Genomic DNA, 25,793 nt, shown 5'->3' on the forward strand with positions numbered 1-25,793 from the left:
GTCACAACCGACGAGGACGTCGTGGACTGGGTCCGACGCACCGGCGAGACCGACATGCACCCGACCTCCACCTGCCGCATGGGCACCGGCCCCGACTCCGTGCTCGACCCCTCCACGATGCGGGTACATGGCCTCCACGGCCTGCGCGTGGTGGACGCCTCAGCGATGCCCTACTGCCCCAACAGCGCCACCCACGCACCCACGATGATGCTCGCGGAAAAAGCCGCCGACCTGATCCTCGGCAACACCCCACTCCCGCAGGAGCGACCGGCGGCGGTTCCCATCCATGATCAGTCCGACGGGACAGCGGGCCTACCGTAGAGCGGGTCCATGATTCGCTCCGAGAGCTGTGGGCGGAGTGCTTCGAGCCGATTGGTCCGCGCGATGCGGGCTGGTCTCGCCGCGGCGTGTCAAGCGGGCCCCACACTGATCTCGGGGTAGGCCGGGGATGTGCCGGCCAGCAGCGGTGAGGGCTGGCCGCGCACGCAGGTGTCGAAGAAGGCATGGGTGTGATGCGGGTCGTGTCCAGGTGCCCCTGGAAAGGCCCGCTCGGGGTGTCGCCGAGCTCGTGCATTTGTCGAGCGACGAAACGAAGGTCGTCAGCCCACAGCGAGCACGCCCAAGCCTGGTAGCCCCTTGCCGCCGGGCCGCTACGCGCCGGCGGCATCTGATCCAAGCCCCGAGTCGATCAATGCGCCCGCGTTCGACTAACCTGCAACCGTCACTCTTGGTACATCCTGAATTTTCACTGAGTTTAAGATTTCTTTACTTGTTTATGGTGCTACGGTCCCGGCCGTGCATTTGCCGACGGGACAGAGCACCGAAAATGGTCCGGTTCGGCATGAATCGGACGGACTCCTTCTCACGGATCTTCTGATCGACATCACGACCGTGAGCGCGCACCTGGTCGAGTGCCTCGAGCGGAACCAGATCCTGGACGCTTTCCTGCTCTCCGCCGGTGCCGTCCAGATCGTCGAGGACTACCTGCAGCGGGACACGCTCACGCTCCGGCGCGCGGCCGGCGCAGCCGGCGCCGCGGGAGCGTGGGCTCTGCGCGTCCTGGCCGGTGCGGCAGAGCGCCTGCGACGACTCCGGGAAGGTGCTGCGTTCTCGTGGTGCGCTGCGGCGCGGGAGTTGCGAGACGAGCTGGCTCGCGCCGTGGTGCGCGACGGGATGAGCGTGGAGCACCGGCGGCATGCGACGACGACGGCGCGGTCGCTGCACGAGCTGGTACCCGGCCTGCCCGCCCGCCTCGGGCGGGAGCTGCTGCGCATGCCTGGGTGCTTCCGGAGCTTCGACATGCAGCCCGCCGACACCGTCCTACTGGCGGAGGACTACGCCCCGAGCGTCGCAGGCCGACCCGTCCTCGTCGTCGGCGTGCGCACCTCCGGCAGCTACCTCGCCCCGCTGGTCGCGGCCGCGCTGCACGCTCTGGGCGTGGAGGCGGTCACGATCACCGCTCGTCCTGGCCATCCGCTGCTACCGGCCGACCGTGGCACTCTTCGCGAAGTGGTCGCCGCAGGCGGCGCGGTGGCAGTGGTGGACGACCCCCCGGGATCCGGCGCCGCGCTCCGATCGGTGGTCGACCTCCTCGCGTCCTCGGGTGCGCCCGCCGTGGCGGTCACGCTGTTGCTCCCACTGTTCGACGGCGGGGTTCCCCGTCCCCTCGCCGACCTCGCCCGCGTGGAGCTGCCGTTCGCGCGATGGGCGGTGCACCGGTTGCTCACTCCGGACGCGATCCTGGAGGCGTTGTCCTCCCTGACCGGTGAGACATACACCGAGGCCGAGCGACTTCCCTCCGGCACCGTCGCCGGCTCCGGGCGCAAACACCTCCAGGTGGTGTACCGGGTCCGGACCTTCGACGGCGACCAGCGGCTCATCGGTGTACTCGGCGCGGGAACCGGTTACCTGGGGCGCCACGCCTTGGCGGTGGCCGGCGCCGTGCCGGATCACGTTCCGCACGTCTACGGCGTGCGGAACGGGCTCGTGTTTCGTGAGTGGCTCGACGAGTCCGAACGCGTCGCCGTGGCCGATCCCGCCGACGCCCCCACTTACGCCGCCTACGTCACCGCGCGGGCTGCCGCTCTGCCGGCTGTCGCCGATCGCAGCCTCCAGATGGCCGGGAGACACCCCGTCTGGGAGATCGCGAGCCGCCTCCTGTCGACCGGCTACGGGCGGGGCGGCCTCGCGCTGCGCCTGCCCGTGCTGGACCCGGCCGTACGCAGGCTCTGTCGCGTCACCCGGCCGTCGGTGGTCGACGGGGCGACCGGCCTGGATCACTGGTTCCGTGTGGACGGTGCCCTGCGGAAGGTCACGGCCGACGTCCGAGCGTTCTCCAACCAGGACCGCAGCTGCTACGACCCTGCCTTCGATCTCGCGGGGGTGGATCCCGGCGGACGCAACGGCACGTTCGTCGCGGCCCTACAGGCTGCCCGCCCGGTCGACCCGGAACGGTTCCTGCTCTACCAGCTGGTACATCTGCAGGATCCGGATTCAGGGAAGACGAGGAACCGACGGGCGTCCTCACGAGCCGTGGCCCGCTACCTCGCCGAGCGCCTGCCCGCCCTCGGCCCGCCCGCGGACGGTCCGCTGTGCGCCATCGACATCGACGGCGTGCTGGAAGCCGGAGCCTTCGGCTTCTCCGCGATCACCCCCACCGCGACGACCGCCGTGCGCGCGCTGGCCGCGCACGGCTACCGGCCGGTGCCGGTCACCGGCCGCAGCCTCGACGAGGTGCGCGAGCGGTGCGAGATCTTCGGCCTCGCCGGTGGGGTCGCGGAGTACGGCGCCGTTGCCTACACCCACCCGGACCAGCACGTCCGATCCCTGCTGTCACCGGACGACCAGGAGCTGCTCGACCGGCTACGTGACCTGTTGCGCGCGGCACGAGACATCACCGTCGACGACGACTTCCGGTTCAGCGTTCGCGCCTACCGCGCCCGAGGACGCCGTGGTCCGGTGCCGGCGTCCACACTGGACACCGCTCTCCATGCACTCGGGACGGACCGGCAGCGGCTACGGATCGTTCCGGGACTCGGGCAGACCGACATCGTCGCCGCCACCGTCGACAAGGGCAGCGGACTCGCGGAGTTGGCACGGCTGACCGGTGCCGCCCCCGTGCACCTCGCGATCGGTGACTCGGCCTCGGACATCCCCATGTTCGCCCTCGCCCGGCACGCCTGCGCACCCGCCAACGGCGATGACACCGTCCGTGCCGCGCCGGGCGTGCAGGTACTCAGGTCCGCGTACGCCGCCGGCCTGGCCGAGGCCGCGGCCCACGTACTCGGCCACAGGGTCGGGGCGTGCCCACAGTGCCGACCCGCACCATCGAGCCGGGAGACCGCGGCGCTGCTGGCGATCCTCGACGCGCAGAGCGGCGGACGGAGAGGCCTACCTGGCGCTGCGCTGCGCTCGGCGACGCAAGCCGTCCGGTCCGCGGGAGCGGGTCCCGGGTAACAGGCCCACCAGCGCTCGCCCGCGCACCGCGGCGACGCTGTGGCGCCACTCGACAGGTGCCATCCGCGACGACGGCACGCCGACGGTCGCGAGCTGATCGAGGCCGTCCCGGGACGCGAGCAGGAACGGCTATCCGGCTGATCATTCGGCCGACCAGCCAGCCGGTCACTTCGCCGAGTGAACGGCACGAGTCAACGGCCACAACCGGAGGTCCGTCGGGCTTTGGTGACCGGTGCTCATCGCAACGTCAGCCGAGCGCGTTGAGCAGGTCGGTCAGCGCCGACTTCTCGGTGTTCGGGTTGGGGCTCGTGGCCCGCAGCTCCCGCAGCACTGTATCGATCCGGTCATCGATCTCGGTCCAGGCACTCTTGTCCCTCGGTTTGAGCCGCGCCTCGGCGTTGTCCCATTCGATCTCCAGGTCGTCGATGCGCGTCGTCGCGCCGCCTTGATCGCCGCTGTTCAGCAGGTTCATCGTGTCCTGCGTGATCGTGCGGAATTTGGAGAGGTCGCCGAGAGGGGAAGCCAATGCCGGCTGGGCGCCGGCCGGCGGGACCTGGCCGATCGGGCCGGTGCCGACCGCAGCCGGCGCGGCGGTCGGCGAGGTGGCGGCGGCATCCTCCGCCAGCACGGACGTCCGCCAGAAATAGCTTGCCCCACCAAGGATGAGGATGAGCGAGACAACGATGACCGTCTGTACCAAGCCGCCTCGTTCCGCAGACTCGTGCTGGTCGGCGGTGGCTGGGGTCGAGATGACGTCGGCTTTCGTGACCGAGAGGTAGGCCACGATTCCGAAAATGCCGACCACGAAGATCGCACTCGTGACCGTCGCGCCCAAGCCGAGACCTCCCTGGCCAGAGGGCTGCGAGAGGTAGTCGCCAATCGAGGCGCCCAACGGTCGGGTCAGGATGTAGATGGCCCAGAAGGCGAGAACCCCGTGGAGCCCGCAGCGCCAGGCGACGGCGATGACGGCGATCAGCGAGGCCACGATCGCGCCCGTCACCACGTAGCCGAGCCCGAGCACCTCGGCCATCAGGTCACCGGTGGCGGTACCGAGGGCGAAGGTGAACAAGATCGCGAGCCAGTAGAAGGCCTCGCGGCGCCGAGTCACGATGGAATGAATGGATAGCGTCCGTTCGCTGCTGTACCACGCGAGAAAAGTGAGCGCGAGTAGCACGCTGAATATCAGGGTGCTGATCTCCAGCGGCAGCCCGACGTTGTCGGTGAGGTTGTCCGTCACCAGGGTGCCGAAGACACTGACCAGCGCCACCGCCAGCCAGTACCTGCTCGGTACGTACCGGTCCGCGCCGAACTGCACAGCCAGCGCGATGGCCAGCAGAACTCCGGTGACCACGGATGTTCCGGTCAGGCCGAAGTTCAGGTTGACGTTCAAGAAGTCGGCCGCGGATTCGCCGACTGTCGTGCACAGGACCTTGATGATCCAGAAGTAGATCGTGACTTCTGGGACCTTATTGAGCAGTTGGCGGCTTGGCGCGAGGGAATGCCGTGAATCCATGGTTCGGTCTCGTTCCATTCGACGGAGCGCGCCGGAATGCGCGTTTGGGGAGGCGGCATCGGTCACTGCAGGAAGATGCTAAGGGCCAACAGGTAAGCCACCGGCCGGATGGAGGTGAGCTGACGGCAAATTCCCGATCACTGGAGAGTGACGGCGACGAAGTCACGCTGATCCGGCACCAGATAGCGGGTGTCGCCATTGGGCATGTCCGGCAGCAGTTTCGTCGAACTCAACTCGCCCCCGGCGTGCTGGTAGCCGTTGAAGTCGACCATGCGGCTGTGGATGTCGAGCTCCATGCCGCGCACGGCGCCCGCGCTGGTGAGAGCTTTCGCGAGAGTGGCCAGCGTCAGATTCGCGCCGCCGACGTACACCAGGTCACCCGCGGCGTCCTCCCCCAATCCGGACCGCCAGGTGTATTGCAGTTGGTTACCGGAGCTGCCCCACGTCCCGCCCGCGTTCGTGTCCAGTCCGCTCACCGGGTGCCCACCGTCGACGATGAGGTCGAGGTTCTGGCGGACGGCGGTGACATCAGGGCCGGCGGCCGCGTCGCGGCTCCACTGCGCAATGGTGGCTCGTCCGTCCTGGCGGATCACCAGTGATGCTGCTCCGTCGCGGAGCGGCACAATGGTTCGCCCGCGCAGGAAGAAGCCGCCACGGGCGTCCTTCATCTTGAAACCGGAGTTGAAGGTGGCCACTAACGACGCTCGGTCCGCGTCGGGCACTTTCGCCGGGGCGGTGGTGGACAGGTCCGGTTGCCGGGTCCCGGCGATGAGATCGGTTCGGGTCAGGCTTTGATCGAAGCGGGCAACGCCGGCGATGACGTTCGGGTACTGGGGGTCGGGGCGGATGAACGTGGTGTAAAGGGCCGGGATGCCAGTGGCGGCGGCTGCGCGTGGGATCCATAGCCCCTCGCCGCGCAGCGGTGCGACCCCGGCGAGCACGGGCAGCGCGGCGGGTGCGTTCGGTGCGGTGCGAGCAGCAGCGGCCTGGCCGGTGTAGCCGAGAGCTGGATCCGGCGCGGCACTCCCGCCGCTCGGCCGGGAGTACCAAAGATTCTCTGCGAGGTCGACCAGCCCGCCGCCACCGTTGTCGCGCACCCACTCTGCAGTCCGCACCGCGATGCCGGCGTCACCGGGGTAGCTCAGCGCCTGCGCGTAGGAGATCACTGGCCAGCTGAGCAGGAGTGCCGCGGCGGGGAGGAGCCAGCGACCGGGTCGGCGACGACGGCGGCGATGGCTTGTTGGCCGGTGATCGTCCGCGGCCGGCTCCCGGGACGGTGGCGGCAGGATGATGGTCATGGCCCCGACATTAGGAGCGCTCCGGTACGCATTCATCCAGCCGACGGTTATCACTGGGACCAAACGCGATAAGAGAATTTGCCTTCTTCTGGTTTTCGACCCTGAAAGCGAGCGCGCAGACTCCGGCGCAGAAGGTCAGGAATGCGCAGCGGATCGCGCGGCAGTTTGAGCGGTCGCTGGGCAAGTAGGAGATCCATGTCCGCGATCTGAACATCGTGTCGCTCGGCCCCGGGGCGACCGGATGCCATCCGCGACGATGGCACGCCGACGGTGGCGAGCTGATCGGCGCCGTCTCGGGTGGCGAACAGGAACTGCTATCCGGCTGATCATACGGCCTACCAGCCGCGGGTCACCTCGCCAAGTGAACGGCGCGAGTCAACGACCGAAACCGAGGTGCCTCGGGCTTGGGGCAACCCCTCGTACTTCACGGTCAAGCAGCGACCGGAGCCCCGTACCCGGGCCCCGGCCGCCAAGCGGTGATCACGTCTCATCGATCGCGGACAGATCCTCGGGCACGTCGAGAACCGTCCAGAGCTGGTCGAGCTCGGTCACCTCGAACTCCGGCAACTGCTCGAGCAGACGCAACAGCTCCGGGCGGGCGTGCGCCGCACGGGCGGTACGCAGCAGGGCGGCACGGTCGACCGACTCCCCCACGAAAGCGTCGGCGACGAAATCGAGAACCTCGATGCGCGTCACGGGGACGCTGGACGGATCCGGCGAACCGGGAAGTTCTCTTGCCAATCCCATTAAGTCTCCGTGCGCGCGAGCGGCAGCCACCCGCTGTCATCAGCACCCAGTCACGACAAGCAGCAGGTGCGCACCATATTGGCCGCGTCCTGAACGGACGCTGAGGACGTTCGGGGGGCCGGGGTCGGGAGCCACCTCGTGACCGTTCGATACACGGCCCAGATCTCCGCGGTCACGCGGCCTGCGGCGAGCCGACGTCGGCCAGCACTCGGGTTTGCCGGCGCCGGGTGAAGATCTGGTAGCACAGGCAGATCACCAGAAGGCCGAGCAGTACCGCAGACGCTCCGTAGGTGCCGATGCCCAGTCCGCCCTGGTCCTGCGCCTTGCTCAGTGTGTTGCCTGCGTTGGCGCCGAGCGGGCGGGTCAGCACGTAGGCGGCCCAGAAGATCAGGGTGCCGGAGATCGGCGTGAGGTAATGGGCGCCGAGAAGTACCAGCAGCGCCACGCTGATGATGATCGTGCTGGTGATGTAGCCGGCGCCGAGGCCGCTGTTGTCGTGCGCCAGGTAGTCACCGGTCGAGGTACCGAGGGTGTTGGAGATGAGGGTGGCGATCCAGTAGAGCGACTCATCCTTGCGGGAGCCGATTCGCTCGACCTGCATCGTGTCGCCGACGAACCGCCATACCACCAGCACCACGACCAGAGCGCCGATCAGGATGAGCGCACCGGTGCCGTAGCCGAGCCCGAGGGTGTCGTTGATGTAGTCGGAGATCTCGGTGCCGACCAGGCTGGTGGCCAGGATGACCGCCCAGAACAGGACCGGGTGGAAGGTACGCACCCGCAGCTGTAGCGCCAGCACGATCACGAGGAACCCGACGAAGATCCCTATGCCTGCCAGGTAGCCCAGGGCGAGGGTCTGTCCGATGACGTCACCACCGGTCTCGCCGAGTGTCGTGGCCAGGATCTTCATCACCCAGAAAAGGGCGGTGATGAGCGGCAGTTTCGCCACGAATGACTCCGGTCGGTACTCGTTGATATCCACGCATTACTCCCATGCTCACCCGATTTCGCTTTTTCGCCCACACGGGACGGGACGGGACAGCGTGTTCGCTCACCCGCAGCAGCGGAACGGACAAACGCGGTGGCCGCGAGGAACACGTCTCGCAATGACGTCCGGAATCAGTGCAGGCCTGAGCCGACTGCGATATCGAAACTAGCGACCCGACGTTAGGAGCGGGCAAGCCCGCGGTACCGGCAGGCTAGATCCACCACAATTCCCCCGCCTGGCGGTCTCACACATTGTCGACAGGAGGCGAAACCGGGACATATCGACCGGCAGCCGGGGCGCATCCGCAGGGCGTGGTCCGGTATCGGCGACTGCGGGAATCCAGGTTCAGCCCGCAGACCGGGTACCCCGCCGCCGTTCCCGAATGATCTCCAGCGCGAGCGGGATCAGGGAGATCACGACGATGACGGCGATCACCGGCAGCAGGTATCCGTCGATCCCCGGGATGAAGGCACCAAGTGCGTATCCGGCGAGCACGAGCCCGACCGTCCAGACGAGTCCACCGACACATTGCCACACCACGAAGGTCACGGTGGGAGTGCGCAGAGCGCCGGCGAGCGGGTTGAGCACCGTGCGGACCACCGGGACGAACCGCGCCAGCATGATGGCCTTCGGCGGGCCGTAGCGCGTGAACAGGTCCTCCGCACGGCGTAGGCCCGCTGCCAGCCGGGGCCGGTCGGCGTGGGCATCCAGGGCCTTGCCCGCACGTCGTCCGATCACGAAGCCGACCTGCGCACCGAGCAGTGCTCCACCTGCCGCGGCAATCAACACCCACGGCAGGCTGAGCTGCAGGCGCCCGGCGCTCGAGGCGCACAACAGCCCGGCCGTGAACAACAACGAGTCACCCGGCAGGAAGAACCCGATCAGCAGTCCCGTCTCGGCGAACAGGACGACCAGAATGCCCAGCGTGCCGAAGGACGCCAGCAGGTCATCGGCACTGAGCGGGTTGAGGGCAAGAACGTCGGTCATGGCTCCCCTGAAGTTCCGGCAATGCCCGTCGGCATCGCCGGACCTGAAGCTATGAGTCACGGCTATCCGCGCGGCCAAACGCGGGTAAGCGCTGGGCAAGAACTTCGGTCGAGTTTCCGAGACGCCCGGGCCTGCGTTTGCCGTGGTTAGGCTCGCTGTATGGCACGACTGCTTGTGGTGGAGGACGACGAGATGATCGGCCAGGCACTCCAGAGGAGCCTGACCGCGCACGCCCATGAGGTCAGCCTGATGCCGACCGGGAAAGGGGCGCTGCGCGAAGCCGGGCGGAGCAGCTTCGACCTCGTCCTGCTCGACCTGGGCCTGCCGGACCTGGACGGCCTCGCGGTCTGCCGGGAACTGCGCACCGCGCAGGCCGACACCGTCATCGTCATGCTGACCGCGCGCGACGAGGAAATGGACGTGATCATCGGCCTCGAAGCCGGCGCCGACGACTACCTGACCAAACCCGTGCGGCTCGCCGAACTGCACGCCCGTATCCGCGCCCATCTGCGCCGCGGCGAGTCGATCGCGCGCGCCGAAGTGAGCGGCCCGACCCGGCTGGGTGATCTCGTCATCGACGCCGCCGGCCGCCGCGTCACCCTCGCCGGCCGCGACCTGGCGCTGCGCACCAAGGAATTCGAGCTGCTCGCCAGGCTCGCGGCCCAGCCCGGTGTCGCGGTGAGCCGGGACACGCTGATGTCCGACGTCTGGGACGAACACTGGGTGGGCTCCACCAAGACACTCGACGTGCACATGGCGGCGCTGCGCCGCCACCTGTCCACTGCGCCCGAGGGCGCGGACGTCCCGATGATCGTGACGCTGCGCGGACACGGCTACCGGCTCGACGGCCCGCCGACGTCGTGATCCGGGACTCTGATTTTGCCGACCTCTTGCCCGCCTAGAGGGCGACCCAAACCTGCAGGTCAGTAGCGTCTCATTCGTGCAGATCATCGTGCTGTACGCGACTGCGGCGCCCACGACGGCGCAGCACGGCGAGTCCGCCGCATGACCGTCCATCCGAGCGGAGACGATCAGAAACACGCGGCCGAACTCGTGCGGTGCGCCGTCGACGACGGCCGCATCGAGGTCCGGGACGCCGGACGTCTGCTCTCGACCACCTACCGGGCCCGCACCCGCCGAGAACTGGACGACGTGGTGGGCCTTCTCACCAGGCCGGGTCGTGATGCGTCCGATCGAGCGGCCTACCTGCGCGCCGCAGTGCATATCGTGTTGTTCGCGGCTGTAGCCGCCGTGCTGCTGATCGCCGCGCTGCACTCCATCGACCCGCTGAGTCCTCACTGACCGGGTCCCGCAGCCCTGTGTGCCACCCCGAACACCCCTGGAGGCCGAAGCCCGTGCGGAAACGGATCATCGTCCTCACCGTCGCCGCAGCAGTACTGGCTATCGCACTGTTCGGGTTGCCCCTGGCCGGGGTCGTCGTCAGCTACCTCGCCGACGATGAGCAGAGCGAGCTGGACCAGGTCGCCACAGTCGCCGCCCTCACCGTCGCCGTGGATCTCGCGCGCGGCAACGCGCCTCATCTACCGACCTCGTCGGAACAGGCCGACGTCGCTCTCTACGACCGTTCCGGTCATCGCATCCTCGGCACCGGGCCCGCCGTCGCCGACCAGTCCGTCTCCGAGGCCCTCACCGGCACGAGCGCCGACAACGACGACGGCACCGTAGCCATCCAGGTGATCGGCGACGACCCGCGCGCCGGAGCAATCCGGGTGTACAGCTCACCGGGCGAGGTCTACGGGCAGGTCGCGCTGGTGTGGGGAGCCATGCTCGCCCTCGCCGCAACCGCGGTGGCCACGGTGCGGGTGGTGGCGCACCGCCAGGCGGGACGTCTCGCAGGCCCGCTCGAACAGCTCTCCGCGGCCGCCCGCCGCCTGGGCGACGGCGACTTCACCGCACGCGCGCCCCGCGTGGGCATTCAGGAGATCGACTCGGTCGGTGAGGACCTGGACACCACAGCCGACCGGCTCGGCAACCTCGTCGCGCGCGAACGTGCCTTCACCGCAGACGCCTCACACCAGCTCCGCACCCCGCTCGCCGGGCTCCGGCTCACCCTCGAGTCCGCCCTCGACGACCGCTGCCAGGACCCCCGTGTCGCGATGACGGAGGCCGTGAATGCCGCCGAGGGGCTCCAGCGCACGATCGAAGACCTTCTGGCGCTCGCCCGCGACACCAGGACCGACCGCGCCGAGCTCGACCCGGACCAGCTCCTCACCGACCTCGACCGGCACTGGCGGCCCGCGCTGGTGAACGTCGGCCGGGACATGCAGGTGAACGTCGAGCCCGACGTACCAGCCGCCGCCGCGTCGGCCGCGGCGGTCCGCCAGGTTCTCACGGTGTTGATCGACAACGCCGTCCGCCACGGCGACGGCGTGGTCTCGGTCGCCGTCCGCGACACCGGTGGCGCGGTTGCCATCGACGTCTCCGACCAGGGCAAGGGCATCGCGGTTCCGATCGCCGAGCTGTTCGAGCGCCGGTCCAGCCGGGCGACCGGGCATGGCATCGGGCTGGCGCTCGCCCGCAGCCTCGCCGAAGCCGAGGGCGGACGGCTCGTGCTCACCCGGCCCGTACCACCGACCTTCACCCTCCTGCTACCCGCCGCCGACTGCGATCCCGAGACCTCACAGTCCGCAGCCGAGCCGTCCTACGGCTGATTCGACTCGTCACGCAGGCAGGGCGGGACGCGCTCCGCGAAGCGCCCCACCTACGTGCCTGCGCTCGGCGATGACCAGCGACGTGACACAGACGGCGAGCCATGCCCCGCCCAGCAGGTAACCGCTCAGGACGTCGGTCAGCCAGTGCACCCCGAGGTAGAGCCTGCTCACCCCGACCAGGAGCACGCTCGCCGCCGCGACTCCCACGACAGCAGCGCGCCGAGCCACGCCGGACACGAGCAGCACGACGACCGCGGCCAGCACCCCGAGCACCACCGCCGACCCGAGGGAGTGGCCGGACGGAAGGGCATAAGAACCGGTCACGACGAGCTGGTCGGCCACCGGCGGCCGGGCACGCGCGTACAAGACCTTGAGCCAGTTGCCGAATACCTCCGCGCCACCCATCGCGACCACGACGATCAACGCGTGGGCCCAGCGTCCCCACCACAGCAGCAGCCCAGCGGCGACCGCTGTGAGGACCGCCATTCCTCCCGAGCCGCCTGCCGAGCTGACGAGCTCCATCAGCGTGCTGAGCGCGCTCGTCCGATGGGTCAGGAACCAGGAATGCAGTGGCACATCCAGCCTGGACACCTCGGATGCGTCTTCCACGGCGTCGACGACGGCGGCGTACACGGCAAGCATGGCCACGGCCGCTCCGCTCCCGAGGAGCACTGGCGCCAGGAGCCCACGCCGGGCGAACCAACGTCCGTCCGGCGCCGGCCCGTCACCATGAAGGCCGCGGCGATCGCCCACAGCGCGACGAGCACACCCGCAGCCGCAAAGCCGGGGTCAGCGGCCCACATGTCCGATCACCTCCACGCGGAATGTGCCGGCGGAGAGGTCGGCGGCATCACAAGGCATGGTTCCGACGCTAGATCCGCGGTGGTTATCGGCGGCTCGGCGCCGGGCAATGCGAGGCCAAAAGGTTCGAGCAGACCTCTTGTACTCCCCCGCCGAATGCCCGATAAGAACCGCTTGTCCTGGTCGGTCAAACGTCCTGCTCGGTTCATCAACGGGCCACTCACCGGTCGCGCGTACGCCAGCAGCGTCACACATGGTGCATAACGATTGTTAGTTTGGAAGTGCAACGAGCTGGTGGGAGAGATGTCATGATGAGCACTCATCGCCGGCGGTTGTTCGCTGGTGCGGTTGCGGGAGCGGTGGCTGCCGTGATCGTGACCAGCTGTGGCACCACGACGCCTTCGGCGGGAGCCGGGGCACCGGCGAGTACTGCGCCGGCCGGTGCCCCGGGCACTGTCCCGCTCGTCGTCTACTCGTCCGAGGGGCACGACGGCCCGGTGACCAAGGCGTTCACGACCGCCACCGGAATCCCGGTGAACCTTGTCGACGACAGCACGGGCCCGCTACTCACCAAGGTGGCCGCCGAGAAGAACAATCCGCAGTGGGGCCTGCTGTGGTGCGACGGCGACACCGCCTTCGCCGCGCTGGACCAGCAGGGCGAGCTGATGCCGTACACCACGGCGACCACGCTGACCGCGGCCGGGCAGGCGCTGGTGCCCCCCGACCACTCCTACGTCCCGACGAGCACCACCGTGATGGCCGCGTTGATCTACAACGGAGCACGGGCCACGAGAGTCCCTACGTCCTACCAGGACCTTCTCGGCCCGGACTATCGCGGACAGATCGGCATGAACGACCCGTCCCAGTCAGGCCCGACATTCCCGTTCATCGCCGGGCTGATGAACCAGCTCGGCGGCCAGGACAACGGAGTCGCGGCCGGAGAGGACTATTTGCGCAAGCTCAAGGACAACGGTCTGCACGTGTTCCCGACCAACGGCGACACATTGCACGCGCTCGAAACCGGCCAGATCACCTACGGCCTGATCCAGAGCTCGGCGGCGACAGGGGAGGTCACGACCGCCCCTCGAAGCGCGAACTTCGACCCGAAGGTCGTCTACCTGCCGCAGTCGACGCTGCTGCCCGCTGTCATCGGCATCGACAAGGCCGCTCCGGCCGCAGTACAGGACGAGGCGAAGAAGTTCGTGGAGTTCGTACTGTCGCCGGCGGGGCAGCACGCGATGCAGACGGGCGACCCGACCGGGGACTCGCTGTACTGGCCGATCGTCCCCGGGGTGAACCCGCTGCCCGCGCTGCCTCCGCTGCCCGGCAACTACCAGAAGATCGATCCCTACTTCTGGGGTCCGCGGGAAGGTGAGATCAACACCTTCTTCGACACGACGATCAAATAGTGCCGACCGTGACCGCAACCGAGAATCCCACCGCTACAGCCCCCGGCACAGCATCCATGCCGGTCCGCGCGGATGCACGGCAAGCGACACGCGGGGCCGACAACTGGTTACGCCTGAGTCTCTCCCGGCTTCGAGGAACACCACTCCTGGTTCTCTGGGTAGTGATCGTCGCAATCCTGGTGCTGCCGATCCTGCTGTTCCTGCTCGTCGCCTTCTCCCCGCGGCTCTTCGACCAGGGACCGCAATGGTTCACCCTCGAGAGCTTCGACGAGGCGTTGACCGGCCCGCTGCTTCAGGGCCTGGTCAACTCGCTGCTGGTCGGCGTCACAACGGCGGTCGTAGCGACGGCGGTCGGATTCGGTGTCGCGTGGGTGCTGCTGCGCACGGACATTCGCGCCCGCCCGGTGTGGACGGCGACCATGTTCGCGCTGCTGCTCGCGCCGTCCTACCTGGTGGCGCTGGGCTGGGAGCGCCTGATCGAACCTGCGGGCGTGCTCGACCTCCTCGGTGTGGGTATCGACGGATTCCGGCATCTGTTCTACGGACCTGTCGGGGTTGTCGTGGTATTGGCAGTCAAGGGCGTGCCCTTCGCCTACCTGGCGATCTCGTCGGCGCTTCGCGGGCTGGGCGAGGAGTTCGAGTCCGCGATCCGGGTGCACGGCGGCGGTCCCGTCGCTGCACTGCGGGTGGTGGTGGCGCTGCTGAGCCCCGCGGTCTGGTCGGCTCTCGCGATCGTGTTCGCCGAGTCGGTCAGCGATTTCGGGGTGGCGGCAACGTTGGCGAGCGACGCGCACTTCCCGGTCGCAACATTCACGCTCTACAACGCCGTGAACAGCTTCCCCATCCGGTTCCCGGTGGCCGCCGCCGTCGGCTGGCTACTCATGGGCCTCGCGGGACTGGTGCTGCTTGCGCAGTCGTGGGCCCTGCGCGGGCGCAGCTACCGGGTGCTCGGAGGGCGGATCCGGCCGGCGCGGCGACATCACCTCTCCCTTCCGGCGCATGTGTCGACGCTCGCCGCGCTGCTCTGCCTCGTGGCTGCAGGCCTCGGCGTGCCCGCTCTCGGAGCGGTCTCGGCGTCACTCATCGACGGGCTCGGCTCGCTGATCGGCGGGCACGGCCTGACTCTCGCGAACTATCAGCGGGTGTTCTCCGGCCCGGCGCTGCGCGAACCCCTGCTGTACTCGGCGGAGCTGGCCGCGATCAGCGCGACGGCGTGCGCGGTGCTCGGCATCGCCGTCGCACGCATCCTCAGCCGCAGCGGCAGCCGCCTCAGCTCCCGCCTGCTCGACCTGCTGTTGCTGACGGCCGTTGCGCTACCCGGGATCGTCTTCGCCGCGGGATACATCTTCACCTACAACCTTCCGCTGACGAACGCGCTCGGGATCCACCTCTACGGGACGACGACGCTGCTGGTTATGGGCTATCTCGCCACGGCCCTGCCGTCCACCTCACGGATATTGCTGGGCAGCGTCGGACAGGTGCAGGAGTCGTTGCGGGAGGCCGGACGCGTTCACGGGGCAGGCCCAATGCGGTCCTGGTTCCGCACCGTGCTCCCGCTACTCGCGAGGCCCGTCCTGGCGGCGTTGGTTCTCACCTTCGCCGGCACGTTGCTGGAGCTGCCCGTCTCGCAGCTGCTCTATCCACCCGACCACCCGCCGATCGCAGTCGGCATCACGAAGGCACTCGCCAACTACGACTACGGCGGCGGTACGGCGATGGAGGTCACCGCCGTCGTGCTCGCCCTCGTGGTCGTCGCCGTGGCCTGGGGCGGTTTCCACCTGCTTGCCCCGGCCGGCTGGCGCCACCTCGGGAGGACGCGTGACTGACCAGCCCGCCGCTTCCGGCAACCGCCCTACCGGCCACGAGCTACAGGTCCGTGGGGCGGTCAAGCGCTACGGCCACATCACGGCGCTCGCGGGGATCGACCTCGACGTCGCCGCAGGTCAGTTCCTGGTCCTGCTCGGCCCGTCCGGATCAGGTAAGTCGACCCTCGTGCGGTCGATCGCAGGCATCGAGCGTCTCGACGGCGGAACGTTGCGGCTGGCCGACCGCCTGGTCAGTGGCGGACGCCGGCACCTCGCCCCGGAGCACCGGGATCTGGCCATGGTCTTCCAGGACTATGCGCTGTGGCCGCACCTGACCGTGCAGGACACCGTCGCGTACGCCCTGCGCCGACGTCGGCTGCCGGTCCCCGAGTCGAGGCGCCGGGTGCACGACGCCCTCGAGCAGGTCGGACTCGCCGCGATGGCGGCCCGCTACCCGCACGAGCTGTCGGGAGGCGAGCAGCAGCGGGCCGCACTGGCCCGGGCGATCGTCGCCCGCCCGGGATTGCTGCTGTTCGACGAGCCGCTGTCCAACCTGGACGCCGACTTGCGCGAGCGGCTCCGCGTGCAGATCGCGACTACGACCCGCGAGAGCGGCGCGACCGCTGTGTACATCACCCATGACCAGTCGGAAGCGTTCGCGCTGGCTGACGTCGTCGGGGTGCTCGATCGTGGCGCACTCGCGCAACTCGACCGCCCGGAGTCGATCTACGCGCGCCCCGCCACCCTGTTCGTGGCGCGCTTCACGGGACTGGCCGGCGAGCTGCCGGGGCAGGTGGTCGGCGTCGACGGTGACACCGCGGTGGTTCATGTCCCCGGATGCCCGCTGCTCGGGAAGGTCATCGCGGACGTGGCAATCGGAGATCCCGTCACACTGGCGGTACGCCCGGCCGCAACGCGGATCTTGGGCGCGAACGACGTCGGGTCGCAATGGTCACTTGCGGGCATCGTCACCGACGTGGCCTATCGCGGACGCGGTTACGACCACGTCGTCAGCTGCGCGGCCGGAGTGCTCACGGCCGTCTTCGACTCGCACCCACGGACCCGCGGGACGCGGGTCGAGGTCGCGCTCGACCCCGATGGCTGCGTCGTGTACCCGAACCCGGCCACAGCGCCTACGAACTTTGGTTACGACACCAATCTAACGGCTGTTACTCTCACAATGAGCGGGTCAGCGGGCAAGGCTCCGCAAGAAGGAGGCGGCGATGGGTGACGGCGCGTTGTTCCTGGCGGTGTTCCTCGCCTGTGCCGTCGAAGCGGTCGAGGCGTTGACCATCGTGCTGGCCGCAGGAACCAGCCGAGACTGGCGCTCCGCCATCACCGGCGTCGTCGCAGGTGTGGCAGTACTGGCCGTTGTCGTCGCCGCGCTCGGCCCGGCACTCACCGCGGTACCGCTGGAGGGCCTTCGCCTCGTCGTCGGCGGATTGTTGCTGGTATTCGGGTTGCAGTGGATGCGGAAGGCGATTCTGCGGGCGGCCGGTCTCAAAGCCCTGCACGACGAGGAGGCGATCTTCCGCGCCGAGGTCGCCGCGGCGGGATCCGCACCCGCGGGCGGCAGGAGCCTGGTCGCCGACTGGTACGCGTTCACCCTCTCGTTCAAGGGGGTTCTGCTCGAAGGGCTGGAGGTCGCCTTCATCGCCCTCACCTTCGGCGCCAACCAGCGGAACATCCCGCTCGCCGCTGCCGCCGCGCTCGCCGCGGTGCTGGTGATCACCATCGCCGGAGTCGCGGTGCGCGCTCCCCTGGCCCGCGTACCGGAGAACACCATGAAGTTCATCGTCGGAATCATGCTGACGTCCTTCGGCATCTTCTGGGGCGGGGAAGGAGCTGGAGCCGTCTGGCCGGGGGGCGACGCTGCGCTGCTCGTCCTGGTGCCGGCCGTCGCCGCGTTCGGTATCGCGATCGCCGCGTTGCTCCGCCGGGCCGGCGACGCGTCGTCTACTGGCACCGAGGCGGCCCGGTCATGATCGGTCGACTGCGGATGTTCCTGCTGTTCTGGTACGACTTCGTCGTCGGCGACGACTGGCGTGTCGCCGTCGGCGTGGTCGCAGCGCTCGCGCTTACCGGCGGCAGTGCAGCCGCAGGACTCCCGAGCTGGTGGGTCCTGCCCGTTGCGGTCGGTGTCCTCCTTCCGCTGAGCCTGTGGCGCGTCTCCCGGGCGGCCCGCAACGGGCGCACCAGGGACCACAACACCGGATGACGCCTCGATGCGCGGGGTGGCCGACTCGCGGGAGTGGGGCGCGCCGAGCAGTACCGGAACGGGCCGGGAGACTGAGCGGGTGACCGCCCCTGACGAGGCAGCCGTGCCACCGAACGGATCGACACCGTCGGGCTGGTTGCTCCTGATCTACCGGGTTCCCTCCGAACCGACGCGGTTGCGCGCCACGGTGTGGCGGCGCCTCAAGGGTCTCGGCGCCATCTACCTGCAGAACTCCGCCGCAGCGCTACCGGCCGGGCCTACTGCCGAACGTGCATTGCGCCTGCTGCGCCGCGAGATCCTCGAGATGTCGGGTACCGCAAGCCTGCTGAACTGCTCGGTGATAGCCGGTGAGGCCGAGATCAAGGCCGCTTTCCAGGCTGCACGCGACGACGAGTACGAGGAGATCGTCGACAAGTGCCAGGATTTCATGGCCGGCCTGCGCAAGGAGTACCGCGAGGAGCACTTCACCTACGCCGAGCTCGAGGAGAACGACGAGGATCTCATCAAGCTGAGGAACTGGTTCGCCAAGATCAAGGACCGCGACGTCTTCGGTGCACCGGGACGGCAGGCCTGCGCGGACTACCTGGAGGTCTGTGAACGTGCGCTCGAGACGTACGCAGCATGGGTGTACGCCGGCGAGTCCGACAACGTCTGAGTGATCTCGGGACGATCAACGGCGCGGCGGGAACGGGCGGAGTGACGGCTCGACCACGGCGGGCCTCGGACGGTCACCGGCTCCCGGACCAGCGAGATCCCACCGCGCCCACCACTCGGCGGCCAGGCCGGTCACCGGGGGGAGGGCCGTGAGTCGTCCGTCCTGTCTTCCGTCTCCGTCACCCGGCACGCCCGCTGCACCTTCTGTTCCCGGCCGCGGCGGGCCAGGCGCGCCGCCAGGCGGAGCGAGCGGCGGGGTAGCTCGAGCAGGGCGACGAGGGAGCGGTAGAGACCACCCGGAACGCTGAGCGTCCGCTGCTTTCGCAGGTCGCTCAGGCAGCGGTCGACGACGTCGGCCGGTTCCAGCCACAGCGGTGATCTCGACGAGCCCACCGGCCGTCCCGCCCGAAGGTGCCTGTCCGTGCGCATCAGGCCCGGACAGACCGCGATAGCCCGCACACCCGTGCCGCACAGCGACGCGGCGATGGAGTCGGTGAAGCTCAGCACCCACGCCTTGCTGGCGCTGTAGGCCGAACCAGGTGCACCCAGGTAACCGGCGAAGCTGCCGACGTTGATGACGACACCGTGGCCGCGTCGAAGCATGCCGGGCAGCGCCGCACGAGTCAGCTGCAGCACCGCGGTGATGTTGAGATCGACCTCGGCCTGAAGATCGGCAGGAGACGCCTCGTCGAACAACTCGCGAGTGCCTATGCCGGCGTTGTTGACAAGGATGTCCACCGGTTCACCCATCGTGCCGTCGAGCCGCTGCTCGACGATCGCGCGCTCGGCAGGCACAGCGAGATCGGCGGGCAGGACCTCCACCTCCACACCGTGCTCGACGCGGAGCCGAGTGGCCACCGCATTCAGCCGCTCCCGGTCCCGCGCGACGAGGACGAGGTTGTGGCCCTGGGACGCCAGACGTTGTGCGAAGGCGACACCGAGTCCGGTGTTCCCACCGGTGACGATTGCAGTGGACATAACCGAACGCTATTGAGGAGCTCCTGAAACGACACTGAGAAACTGAGGAAAAGCTGAAGATCGTGCGCCATAATCACGGAGGCATGCCAACATACCTCACCCGATCGAGACCCATTCGCTCTATCGAGCAGCAAGTGTGAGTCCGATACGTCAAACCCGTGTCTCACCACGTCGGAGCCCGTCCCCCATCCATGCAGAGGGATGCACGAAAGTGGTGGACTGACGGCGCGAGCGTTGATTCTCGACGACATCGGACAGTGAGACCAGGGGGCCGCGCCCGGATTGGGGGTACTGCCGGCGCTCGTGCACCACCGCGGGCCAGGTCGGGAACTGATGTGTCGGCGTCCTTCTCGCGTTGCTTCGGGTCCCGGCCACGTGTTGATCGACCGCGAGTTCGGCTGCCACCGATGGGTCGTCGAACTCACCATCTGGCTGCTGCGGTTCAACCGCCGTCCGACACCCGACGTGGTCGGACCAGGACGAGACGGTGCTCGGTACCTCTGCGCTCACCACCTGCCGTCGGCTCGGATGACCGACGTGGTGTGCGGGGTCTTCGCGTCGTCCTCGCGAGTGTGTCAACCGGACGGGACGACAATCCGGCTATTTGCCGGATGCGCCCCGCCGGCGACTCGCGGTCCACTGTGCTGAGTCATCCCTGGGACGGAGGTAGCGGGCTCGCCCATCTGTCTCGACCACGGGTGGTGGGAGGTGCTCACATGCCCGGACGCAGACTCCTGTACATGGCAGCGGCCGTGGCCCTCGTCTCGGCCGCGTGGGCGTGCACACAGGGGACGCAGCCGAACAGCGGTGGCCCCTCGAACTCGGTTGCACCACCGGCGCCGGCTGCCGGTAGCACGGCCTGGCAGCTCACCCACCCGGGTCCCGAGCACGCAATCGAGGGCTTCGCCGATCGGGTGAGCGTCCTGCCCGGCGAGCCGGTCCGGTTGTTCGTCTCGACGCCTGCCACGAGATTCGTGGTGACGGCGTTCCGGTTCGGCGACTATCAGGGCTCCGACGCCCTCTCGGTGTGGACCTCGGCCGCCCTGCCGGGAGGAGTGCAGGCGCCCGCAATCGTCCAGCGGCCGACGAACACCGTCGTGGCGCCGTGGCATCCATCGCTCACCGTGCCGACCGAGGGGTGGGCGCCGGGTGACTACCTGCTGCGGCTCGACGGTGACAACGGCGCGCAGCAGTACATTCCACTGACCGTGCGCACGCCCGACAACGCGGGCCGGGTCGTCGTCATCAATGCCGTGACCACTTGGCAGGCGTACAACCAGTGGGGCGGGTACAGCCTGTACAAGGGGCCCGACGGCCGCCGGGCGGACCGCTCCCGCGCGGTCACGTTCGACCGCCCCTACGAGGCGGGGATGTCCGGTGCGGGGCAGTTCCTGGAGTTCGAACTGGGCTTCGTCCGGGTCGCCGAACGCGCCGGCGTGCCGTTGGGGTACGCCACCGACACGGACCTGCACGCCAACCCACACCTGCTCGACGGCGCCCGGGCGATGATCACGCTCGGACACGACGAGTACTGGTCGGCCGCGATGCGCGTCGCCGCGACGAGCGCCCGTGACCGGGGGGTGAACCTGGCCTTCCTCGGTGGCAACGAGGTCTACCGCCACATCCGGTTCGCGCCGACGTCCCTGGGCGAGAACCGCCTGGAGATCAACTACAAGTCGTTCGGCGAGGATCCCGCCAGTCGCACGGACCCGGCCGACGCCACCCAGGACTGGCGCCAGCCGCCGGATCCACGCCCGGAAAGCGTGCTCGTCGGTGGGTACTACAGCTGCTTTCCCGGCCGTGCGGACCTGGTGGCGACCAACGCGGGCAACTGGCTCCTCGACGGCATCGTCCATGACGGGGAGCGGCTGTCCGACGTGGTCGGAATCGAGTACTCGAAGGTCAACTTGAGCGTTCCGACGCCCCGGCCCATCGAGGTGTTGTTCCACTCCCCGGTCGCCTGCGGCACCACGCACCGCAACGAGTTTGCGGACAGCACCTACTACACGACCCCCAGCGGCGCCGGAGTGTTCTCGAGCGGAACACAGGACTGGGTCTGCGGAATGGACCCCGGCTGCAAGGGCGGCGGCAACGGTGGCCGGGTCGGGCAGGCGCTCGACGCCGTCACCACCCGGCTCTTGCGTGCGTTCGCGGCCGGCCCCGCAGGGGCGGCGCACCCCGCTCACGACAACCTCGCCCAGCTCGGGATCGACCGCTCGCCGGCGCCGCCGATCCCGTACCTCCCGCCCGACGGCATCGTCGCCCATTGACGAGGGCCCGCTACGTGTTCACGTCCGCGTCGCCCGCGTGAGCGTGTAGGTGCAGCCAAGGGTGAGGTTCAGCGTGCCGCCGCCTGCTGAGTTGGTGGCGGCGACCGCGCTTGCAGCGCGGCCTCGTTGCACGGCACAAAAGGCGATTGATCATATTTGGACGATTACGCGCAAGACGGACTCCGTGCACGCGATCTCCGTCGCTCGCCGCGTTCATTCGATGAAGGCCCCGGTGTAACGCACCGAAGGCAGCGGGTGGACAGTGCGTTGACTGCATCGCGGGCTTCGGGCCTCACCACCCCGACGAGCACGCGGGGCTGATCCAGGTCAAAGAGCAGATGGAGGCGTGATGACTGGGACGGTGACCGGATGAGCGAATACGCGACGATCTACATCGGCGGACCCCTCAACGGAACGATCGCTGAGCTGGTCAACGGCCACTGGCACCCCTATCGCGACGACAACGGACAGGACCTCGACAACGGGTACGAGAACCTCGTAATGACCCGGAAGCCCGCGAAGGAACGCCGAAACTACTACCTGGCGGGGCTGCCCGGTGGGGACTGGGGTTACGTGCACCTCTCGCTGTGGGACGACTACTGCGGCGCGCGGCCATGGCTGGACGCCCATGACGCCGCGCTCGTCGCGTTCGCGGACGCCGGAGGGATGGCCACCGGATAGCGACAACCGCCCGCGGATGACCGAGCACGCTCCGCGAAGCGGTGGGATCAGGCGTTCGTAGTGCCGGGGTCGCGAGTGATCCCGTCGACAGATGCCACAGCGGAGCCGGCCGCTACCAAGACTCCGCTTAGTCCGCCCATCGGGGCGCACGACCACTTCCCGGCAGGACGATGCTTGGTGGTAGGTGCGGACCCCTCCACCGCACCTACCACCAAGCATCGCTGACGTCGCACCGAATCGTGCTCGAGATCGCCTACTGGACCGCATCGTCGAAGTTTCCACTCGAGATCACAGGCGCCCACCTGGAATCGCGCCGAGGATATCAGGAATCGAATCGACGCTCACCCCTTTATTCTTTTCAGAGTATGCGATGATTTCGCAATTGACTGTGACGGTTGCCACGTCTCGCATCGCCGCGATGGACGTTTCCTCGCCAGTCGGTGACATTTCCTCCTCGAGGGTTGCAGAAGCAGTCCGGAGTGGCAATCTTCGACTCATGAATGACAGGTCGCAGAGCCGGGGTGCCGGCAGTGACGATGTACGTCCCTTTCCAGGGGAGCGTCCGCGGCCAGTGACATATCGTGTCGATATCGACGGCGGTGGATCATTCATTGATCTCGTCGTCACCCAGCTCGCCGACATCGCGTATCCCCTTGAGCCGGTTCCACCACCACGTCCGCTCGGCGCGTTCTTATCGGGTGGCGAGAACGCCCTGGGGTTCGTCGGACCCGCCCGACTTCCCCGCGACGGCGCGTACTTCATACGGCTGGCCGAGGCGCGTCCCATCGGCGACCAGGTGCTCCTGAGCTGCGCGCCTGAGGGACGCCGTGATTGACGACTGCAAGCTGCTCATGCGAGCCGTCGACGTCGCGCACCGCTGCCCACCGTCGGTAACGGCGTTCTCGGTCGGCGCGCTCGTCGTTACCGCGGACGGCACCGTGCTCTCCGAGGGCTGGTCGCGGATGAATGACCCGCACGACCACGCGGAGGAGGCCGCACTCGCGGCGCTTGGTCCGGGGTGGCGCGCCCCGCCGGGCGCCACGGTCTACAGCTCCCTCGAACCGTGCAGTGTCCGCACCTCACGGGCGCGTACCTGCACCGAGCTGATCCTCGCGGCCGAGGTGGTCCGGGTGGTGTTCGCGTGGCACGAGCCGTTGATCTTCGTCGACTGCGCGGGCGCCGAGCTGCTGCGGGCGGAAGGGGTCGAGGTCGTCGAGATACCGGAACTCGCCGAAGAGGTCCGAGCAGTCAACCGGCATCTGCTCATCCGTTGATCGCGCCGGCGCCGCGGCCTGGGTGATGCACAACGCCGAACACTCGGAACCGTCGAACAGCGCTGGATCTGTAGTCGCCCCGTCCGGGTGTCCTCCCGGGCCCGCCGCCTGCACCCTCATGCACCAACCTCCGGACCTGATCCCCTCGCGCCAGGAACGGACAAATGGGAAGATCACCGCGTGAATCTCCGGCGTCTGCTCCCCGCCCTCGCCCTCGGCGCGCTACTAGCCGGGTGCGGGAGCGGTGGTGTTTCCGCTGGAGCCCTGGCTCCTCACGCACTGGACGGCCCCGACTACCCCGGCTACCTCGCCGCCGTCGAGGGGATCCCCTTCTTTCGCGGACCCCACGCCGCCGCCACCGCCGCCTGCGAACGGAAGGCGCGCCGCGACCTGAGCCGCGAGGAGGCGATTGACCTTGTAGCCCGGGCGATGGCCGGAGACGGGTTCGGGCGACCGGAGGCACAGCGCACGATCGACGCCGTAGACCGGTTCAACATGTGCCCTGGCTCGCACTGGGAGCACTGACGCCTGCCATGCTCACGCTGGGTGTCACTCGCTGCGGCAAAGGCGATCAAGCCCTCACCCGCGGCAGGTGACAAGCGGACCATCGGCACGGCGAGAGCGGGGGCCGATGCTACGTGGCGGTGGACCCCCGCTCGGTCCGCGGCTACTCTCGGCCTGCACCCGCACCGGGAGGCATGTCCCCCTCGGGGTCTGCGGAAGCAGATCCGCTGCGGCAATGCTCACGGCGCCAACTGCTGGGCGTCATCCCGTACTCCCGTCGGAACGCCCGCAGGAACGTCCTGGGTTCGACGAACCCGACGGCAGCCGCGATGTCCGACATACCGAGCCGGGCGTACCGCGGGTCGGACAGCATCGCCCGTGCCGCGAGCAGCCGTTGCTCGCGCAGGTAAGTACCGGGCGTGGTCCCGATCCGATCGAACAGGGTGTACAGGTGACTGACCGACACCTTGTGCCGCCGCGCCAGCTCCTCAACCTGCAGACGCGGGTCGGCCAGATGTTCGCGCACGTGCATCAACATCATCTCGAGCAATACCGCTGCGGAACCGTCACTGCTCGGTACCGAGGGCACGACGTCCCGCAGCGCCATCACGACGAGGTCGATCGCGGCGTGCCCCGCGTCGAGTCGCTGCGGCACGGTGAGGCCCTCAGCGACCTTGAACAACTGACCGAGGTAGGCGCCCAGCGTCTGCATTGCCGGGGCTGCGGGATCAATGCTGCGTGCACAGGCATCGTTGATCTCGGCGGCACGAAGCGGCAGCAGCTCTCGGGTCAATGACAAGGTCAAGTACTGGGACTCGGTCGGCGTGACCCGCTCGAAGGGACTGCGGGCCTCGACCAGAATCCCCGTACCGGCCGCAGTCTCGGCGACACGATCGCGCTGGAGTGTGTAGCCCCCGCCGGCCACTTGTACGGTGAAGAGCATCCGGTTGTCTTCAGATGAGTTCGTTGCCATCTTATCCGTCCGGATTGACGACCTCGGCCCCCAGCGCGACCGCGAGAGTGCCAGGCCGTCGCCCAGCTTCTCCAACGCCGCCCGCACAGGAAAGTTGCGCCCATGTCGGGAGATCGTCGGAATGAAGAACTGACGGACGGCGTCCTCAAATGCTTCAGCGGAGGACTCGCAGATCTGCACCAGGGCAAGGTTAGCGCGTAGCGTTTCATATCGAGGCTATATATATCCTATTTGCGTAGGTGGTGACATCTAGGAACACCATTTGGCCTCCGCTCGAGGCCGGAGTCTGACGCACCGCGTTCCGCCTCATGGACGCGCTGACCACCGTTCGTCGTCCCGACCGCGGGGACCAGAGATCGTCGTCGTGCTCGACGACCACGGCCCGACGACAATGCCGCCGGCGCGGCCAGTACCAGAAACAGGCGTACCGCGGTCATCGTGAGGCCCGGTATCCGTGGTGGCCGTGGGGGCTCCAGCGTGGAGGAATGGTGATCATGCGCACGAAGGCCAAGCGCTCCGACACCACGCACGACCAATGCAACAACCGCCGGTTACCCCGCCTCCA

24 protein-coding genes are annotated in these 25,793 nt (G+C 68.4%); 16 read left to right on the forward strand and 8 right to left on the reverse strand.

From position 1 onward, the window contains the following. Positions 1 to 321 (forward strand): GMC oxidoreductase (locus tag ABD743_RS42715; protein WP_344730180.1); only part of this gene is annotated, 321 nt, incomplete at its 5' end. Between the two features lie 570 nt (positions 322 to 891). Further along, the gene (locus tag ABD743_RS42720; protein WP_344730181.1) at positions 892 to 3,456 is read left to right on the forward strand and encodes an HAD hydrolase family protein; all 2,565 of its coding nucleotides are present in this window, start codon (positions 892 to 894) and stop codon (positions 3,454 to 3,456) included. A 247-nt stretch (positions 3,457 to 3,703) separates the two neighbouring features. Here ABD743_RS42720 and ABD743_RS42725 read toward each other — a convergent pair whose 3' ends face one another. From ABD743_RS42725 to ABD743_RS42745, 5 genes are all read right to left on the reverse strand, one after another. Then, positions 3,704 to 5,035 carry a COG4705 family protein gene (locus tag ABD743_RS42725; protein WP_344730183.1) on the reverse strand — a complete coding sequence of 444 codons (1,332 nt, stop codon included), beginning with the start codon at positions 5,033 to 5,035 and terminating at the stop codon, positions 3,704 to 3,706. A gap of 71 nt (positions 5,036 to 5,106) precedes the next feature. Then, positions 5,107 to 6,267, reverse strand: coding sequence for a hypothetical protein (locus tag ABD743_RS42730; RefSeq protein WP_344730184.1), 1,161 nt, complete (start codon positions 6,265 to 6,267; stop codon positions 5,107 to 5,109). 480 nt (positions 6,268 to 6,747) lie between these two features. Further along, positions 6,748 to 6,963: a DUF2795 domain-containing protein gene (locus tag ABD743_RS42735; RefSeq protein ID WP_344730186.1), complete on the reverse strand. Its 216-nt coding sequence runs from the start codon at positions 6,961 to 6,963 to the stop codon at positions 6,748 to 6,750. Positions 6,964 to 7,186: 223 nt separating this feature from the next. Then, on the reverse strand, positions 7,187 to 7,963 hold the full coding sequence (locus tag ABD743_RS42740; protein WP_344730187.1) for a COG4705 family protein: 777 nt from the start codon (positions 7,961 to 7,963) through the stop codon (positions 7,187 to 7,189). 384 nt (positions 7,964 to 8,347) lie between these two features. After that, positions 8,348 to 8,989: a DedA family protein gene (locus ABD743_RS42745; protein WP_344730189.1), complete on the reverse strand. Its 642-nt coding sequence runs from the start codon at positions 8,987 to 8,989 to the stop codon at positions 8,348 to 8,350. Positions 8,990 to 9,148: 159 nt separating this feature from the next. Between ABD743_RS42745 and ABD743_RS42750 the strand changes: the two genes are divergently transcribed. The 3 genes from ABD743_RS42750 (at position 9,149) to ABD743_RS42760 (ending at position 11,661) form a co-directional block, all read left to right on the forward strand. Continuing rightward, complete coding sequence (locus ABD743_RS42750; RefSeq protein ID WP_344730190.1) at positions 9,149 to 9,853, forward strand: response regulator transcription factor; 705 nt, start codon at positions 9,149 to 9,151, stop codon at positions 9,851 to 9,853. A gap of 141 nt (positions 9,854 to 9,994) precedes the next feature. After that, entirely contained in the window at positions 9,995 to 10,291 is a 297-nt protein-coding gene (locus ABD743_RS42755; protein WP_344730192.1) for a hypothetical protein, read from the forward strand. 53 nt (positions 10,292 to 10,344) lie between these two features. Next, positions 10,345 to 11,661, forward strand: a complete 1,317-nt coding sequence (locus tag ABD743_RS42760; RefSeq protein ID WP_344730193.1) for a sensor histidine kinase — start codon at positions 10,345 to 10,347, stop codon at positions 11,659 to 11,661. Positions 11,662 to 11,670: 9 nt separating this feature from the next. On the opposite strand, the gene ABD743_RS42765 is transcribed toward ABD743_RS42760, so the two are convergent. After that, a complete protein-coding gene (locus ABD743_RS42765; RefSeq protein ID WP_344730294.1) occupies positions 11,671 to 12,303 on the reverse strand; it encodes a phosphatase PAP2 family protein in 633 nt (210 codons plus the stop codon). A 467-nt stretch (positions 12,304 to 12,770) separates the two neighbouring features. Between ABD743_RS42765 and ABD743_RS42770 the strand changes: the two genes are divergently transcribed. The 6 genes from ABD743_RS42770 to ABD743_RS42795 all read left to right on the forward strand — a co-directional run bounded on the left by ABD743_RS42770 (position 12,771) and on the right by ABD743_RS42795 (position 18,549). Continuing rightward, complete coding sequence (locus ABD743_RS42770) at positions 12,771 to 13,871, forward strand: ABC transporter substrate-binding protein (protein WP_344730194.1); 1,101 nt, start codon at positions 12,771 to 12,773, stop codon at positions 13,869 to 13,871. Positions 13,872 to 14,032: 161 nt separating this feature from the next. Further along, the gene (locus tag ABD743_RS42775) at positions 14,033 to 15,697 is read left to right on the forward strand and encodes an ABC transporter permease (protein ID WP_344730196.1); all 1,665 of its coding nucleotides are present in this window, start codon (positions 14,033 to 14,035) and stop codon (positions 15,695 to 15,697) included. After that, positions 15,690 to 16,907 (forward strand): ABC transporter ATP-binding protein, encoded by a 1,218-nt coding sequence (locus ABD743_RS42780; RefSeq protein WP_344730198.1) that lies wholly within the window; start codon positions 15,690 to 15,692, stop codon positions 16,905 to 16,907. Before ABD743_RS42775 ends, ABD743_RS42780 begins: the two co-directional genes overlap by 8 nt. Continuing rightward, positions 16,900 to 17,661, forward strand: a complete 762-nt coding sequence (locus tag ABD743_RS42785; RefSeq protein WP_344730199.1) for a COG4280 domain-containing protein — start codon at positions 16,900 to 16,902, stop codon at positions 17,659 to 17,661. Before ABD743_RS42780 ends, ABD743_RS42785 begins: the two co-directional genes overlap by 8 nt. Continuing rightward, positions 17,658 to 17,894, forward strand: a complete 237-nt coding sequence (locus tag ABD743_RS42790) for a hypothetical protein (protein ID WP_344730200.1) — start codon at positions 17,658 to 17,660, stop codon at positions 17,892 to 17,894. The genes ABD743_RS42785 and ABD743_RS42790 overlap by 4 nt, the downstream gene beginning before the upstream one ends. A 79-nt stretch (positions 17,895 to 17,973) precedes the next feature. Further along, a complete protein-coding gene (locus ABD743_RS42795) occupies positions 17,974 to 18,549 on the forward strand; it encodes a Chromate resistance protein ChrB (protein ID WP_344730202.1) in 576 nt (191 codons plus the stop codon). A 131-nt stretch (positions 18,550 to 18,680) separates the two neighbouring features. Here ABD743_RS42795 and ABD743_RS42800 read toward each other — a convergent pair whose 3' ends face one another. After that, the gene (locus ABD743_RS42800) at positions 18,681 to 19,526 is read right to left on the reverse strand and encodes an SDR family NAD(P)-dependent oxidoreductase (protein ID WP_344730204.1); all 846 of its coding nucleotides are present in this window, start codon (positions 19,524 to 19,526) and stop codon (positions 18,681 to 18,683) included. A 716-nt stretch (positions 19,527 to 20,242) separates the two neighbouring features. Here ABD743_RS42800 and ABD743_RS42805 point away from each other — a divergent pair. The 5 genes from ABD743_RS42805 (at position 20,243) to ABD743_RS42825 (ending at position 24,276) form a co-directional block, all read left to right on the forward strand. Further along, a complete protein-coding gene (locus ABD743_RS42805; protein WP_344730205.1) occupies positions 20,243 to 21,796 on the forward strand; it encodes a N,N-dimethylformamidase beta subunit family domain-containing protein in 1,554 nt (517 codons plus the stop codon). A gap of 369 nt (positions 21,797 to 22,165) precedes the next feature. Then, positions 22,166 to 22,477 (forward strand): hypothetical protein, encoded by a 312-nt coding sequence (locus tag ABD743_RS42810; protein ID WP_344730206.1) that lies wholly within the window; start codon positions 22,166 to 22,168, stop codon positions 22,475 to 22,477. A 571-nt stretch (positions 22,478 to 23,048) separates the two neighbouring features. Further along, positions 23,049 to 23,312 (forward strand): hypothetical protein, encoded by a 264-nt coding sequence (locus tag ABD743_RS42815; protein ID WP_344730208.1) that lies wholly within the window; start codon positions 23,049 to 23,051, stop codon positions 23,310 to 23,312. Continuing rightward, a complete protein-coding gene (locus ABD743_RS42820; RefSeq protein ID WP_344730209.1) occupies positions 23,305 to 23,751 on the forward strand; it encodes a cytidine/deoxycytidylate deaminase family protein in 447 nt (148 codons plus the stop codon). Before ABD743_RS42815 ends, ABD743_RS42820 begins: the two co-directional genes overlap by 8 nt. A gap of 180 nt (positions 23,752 to 23,931) precedes the next feature. After that, entirely contained in the window at positions 23,932 to 24,276 is a 345-nt protein-coding gene (locus tag ABD743_RS42825; RefSeq protein WP_344730211.1) for a hypothetical protein, read from the forward strand. Positions 24,277 to 24,418: 142 nt separating this feature from the next. On the opposite strand, the gene ABD743_RS42830 is transcribed toward ABD743_RS42825, so the two are convergent. Beyond that, positions 24,419 to 25,408, reverse strand: a complete 990-nt coding sequence (locus ABD743_RS42830; protein WP_344730212.1) for an AraC family transcriptional regulator — start codon at positions 25,406 to 25,408, stop codon at positions 24,419 to 24,421. Positions 25,409 to 25,793 lie beyond the last annotated feature (385 nt).

Origin of the sequence: Pseudonocardia yunnanensis (assembly GCF_039534065.1) — a bacterium.
Lineage (GTDB): Bacteria > Actinomycetota > Actinomycetes > Mycobacteriales > Pseudonocardiaceae > Pseudonocardia > Pseudonocardia yunnanensis.

Excerpts from the sequence above, each read along its gene's own strand:
- ABD743_RS42810 (WP_344730206.1), top strand. The coding sequence starts at position 22,166 with ATGAGCGAATACGCGACGATCTACATCGGCGGACCCCTCAACGGAACG.
- ABD743_RS42790 (WP_344730200.1), top strand. The coding sequence starts at position 17,658 with ATGATCGGTCGACTGCGGATGTTCCTGCTGTTCTGGTACGACTTCGTC.
- ABD743_RS42730 (WP_344730184.1), bottom strand. The coding sequence starts at position 6,267 with ATGACCATCATCCTGCCGCCACCGTCCCGGGAGCCGGCCGCGGACGAT.
- ABD743_RS42785 (WP_344730199.1), top strand. The coding sequence starts at position 16,900 with ATGGGTGACGGCGCGTTGTTCCTGGCGGTGTTCCTCGCCTGTGCCGTC.
- ABD743_RS42755 (WP_344730192.1), top strand. The coding sequence starts at position 9,995 with ATGACCGTCCATCCGAGCGGAGACGATCAGAAACACGCGGCCGAACTC.
- ABD743_RS42745 (WP_344730189.1), bottom strand. The coding sequence starts at position 8,989 with ATGACCGACGTTCTTGCCCTCAACCCGCTCAGTGCCGATGACCTGCTG.
- ABD743_RS42765 (WP_344730294.1), bottom strand. The coding sequence starts at position 12,303 with ATGCTTGCCGTGTACGCCGCCGTCGTCGACGCCGTGGAAGACGCATCC.
- ABD743_RS42805 (WP_344730205.1), top strand. The coding sequence starts at position 20,243 with ATGCCCGGACGCAGACTCCTGTACATGGCAGCGGCCGTGGCCCTCGTC.
- ABD743_RS42800 (WP_344730204.1), bottom strand. The coding sequence starts at position 19,526 with ATGTCCACTGCAATCGTCACCGGTGGGAACACCGGACTCGGTGTCGCC.
- ABD743_RS42750 (WP_344730190.1), top strand. The coding sequence starts at position 9,149 with ATGGCACGACTGCTTGTGGTGGAGGACGACGAGATGATCGGCCAGGCA.
- ABD743_RS42770 (WP_344730194.1), top strand. The coding sequence starts at position 12,771 with ATGATGAGCACTCATCGCCGGCGGTTGTTCGCTGGTGCGGTTGCGGGA.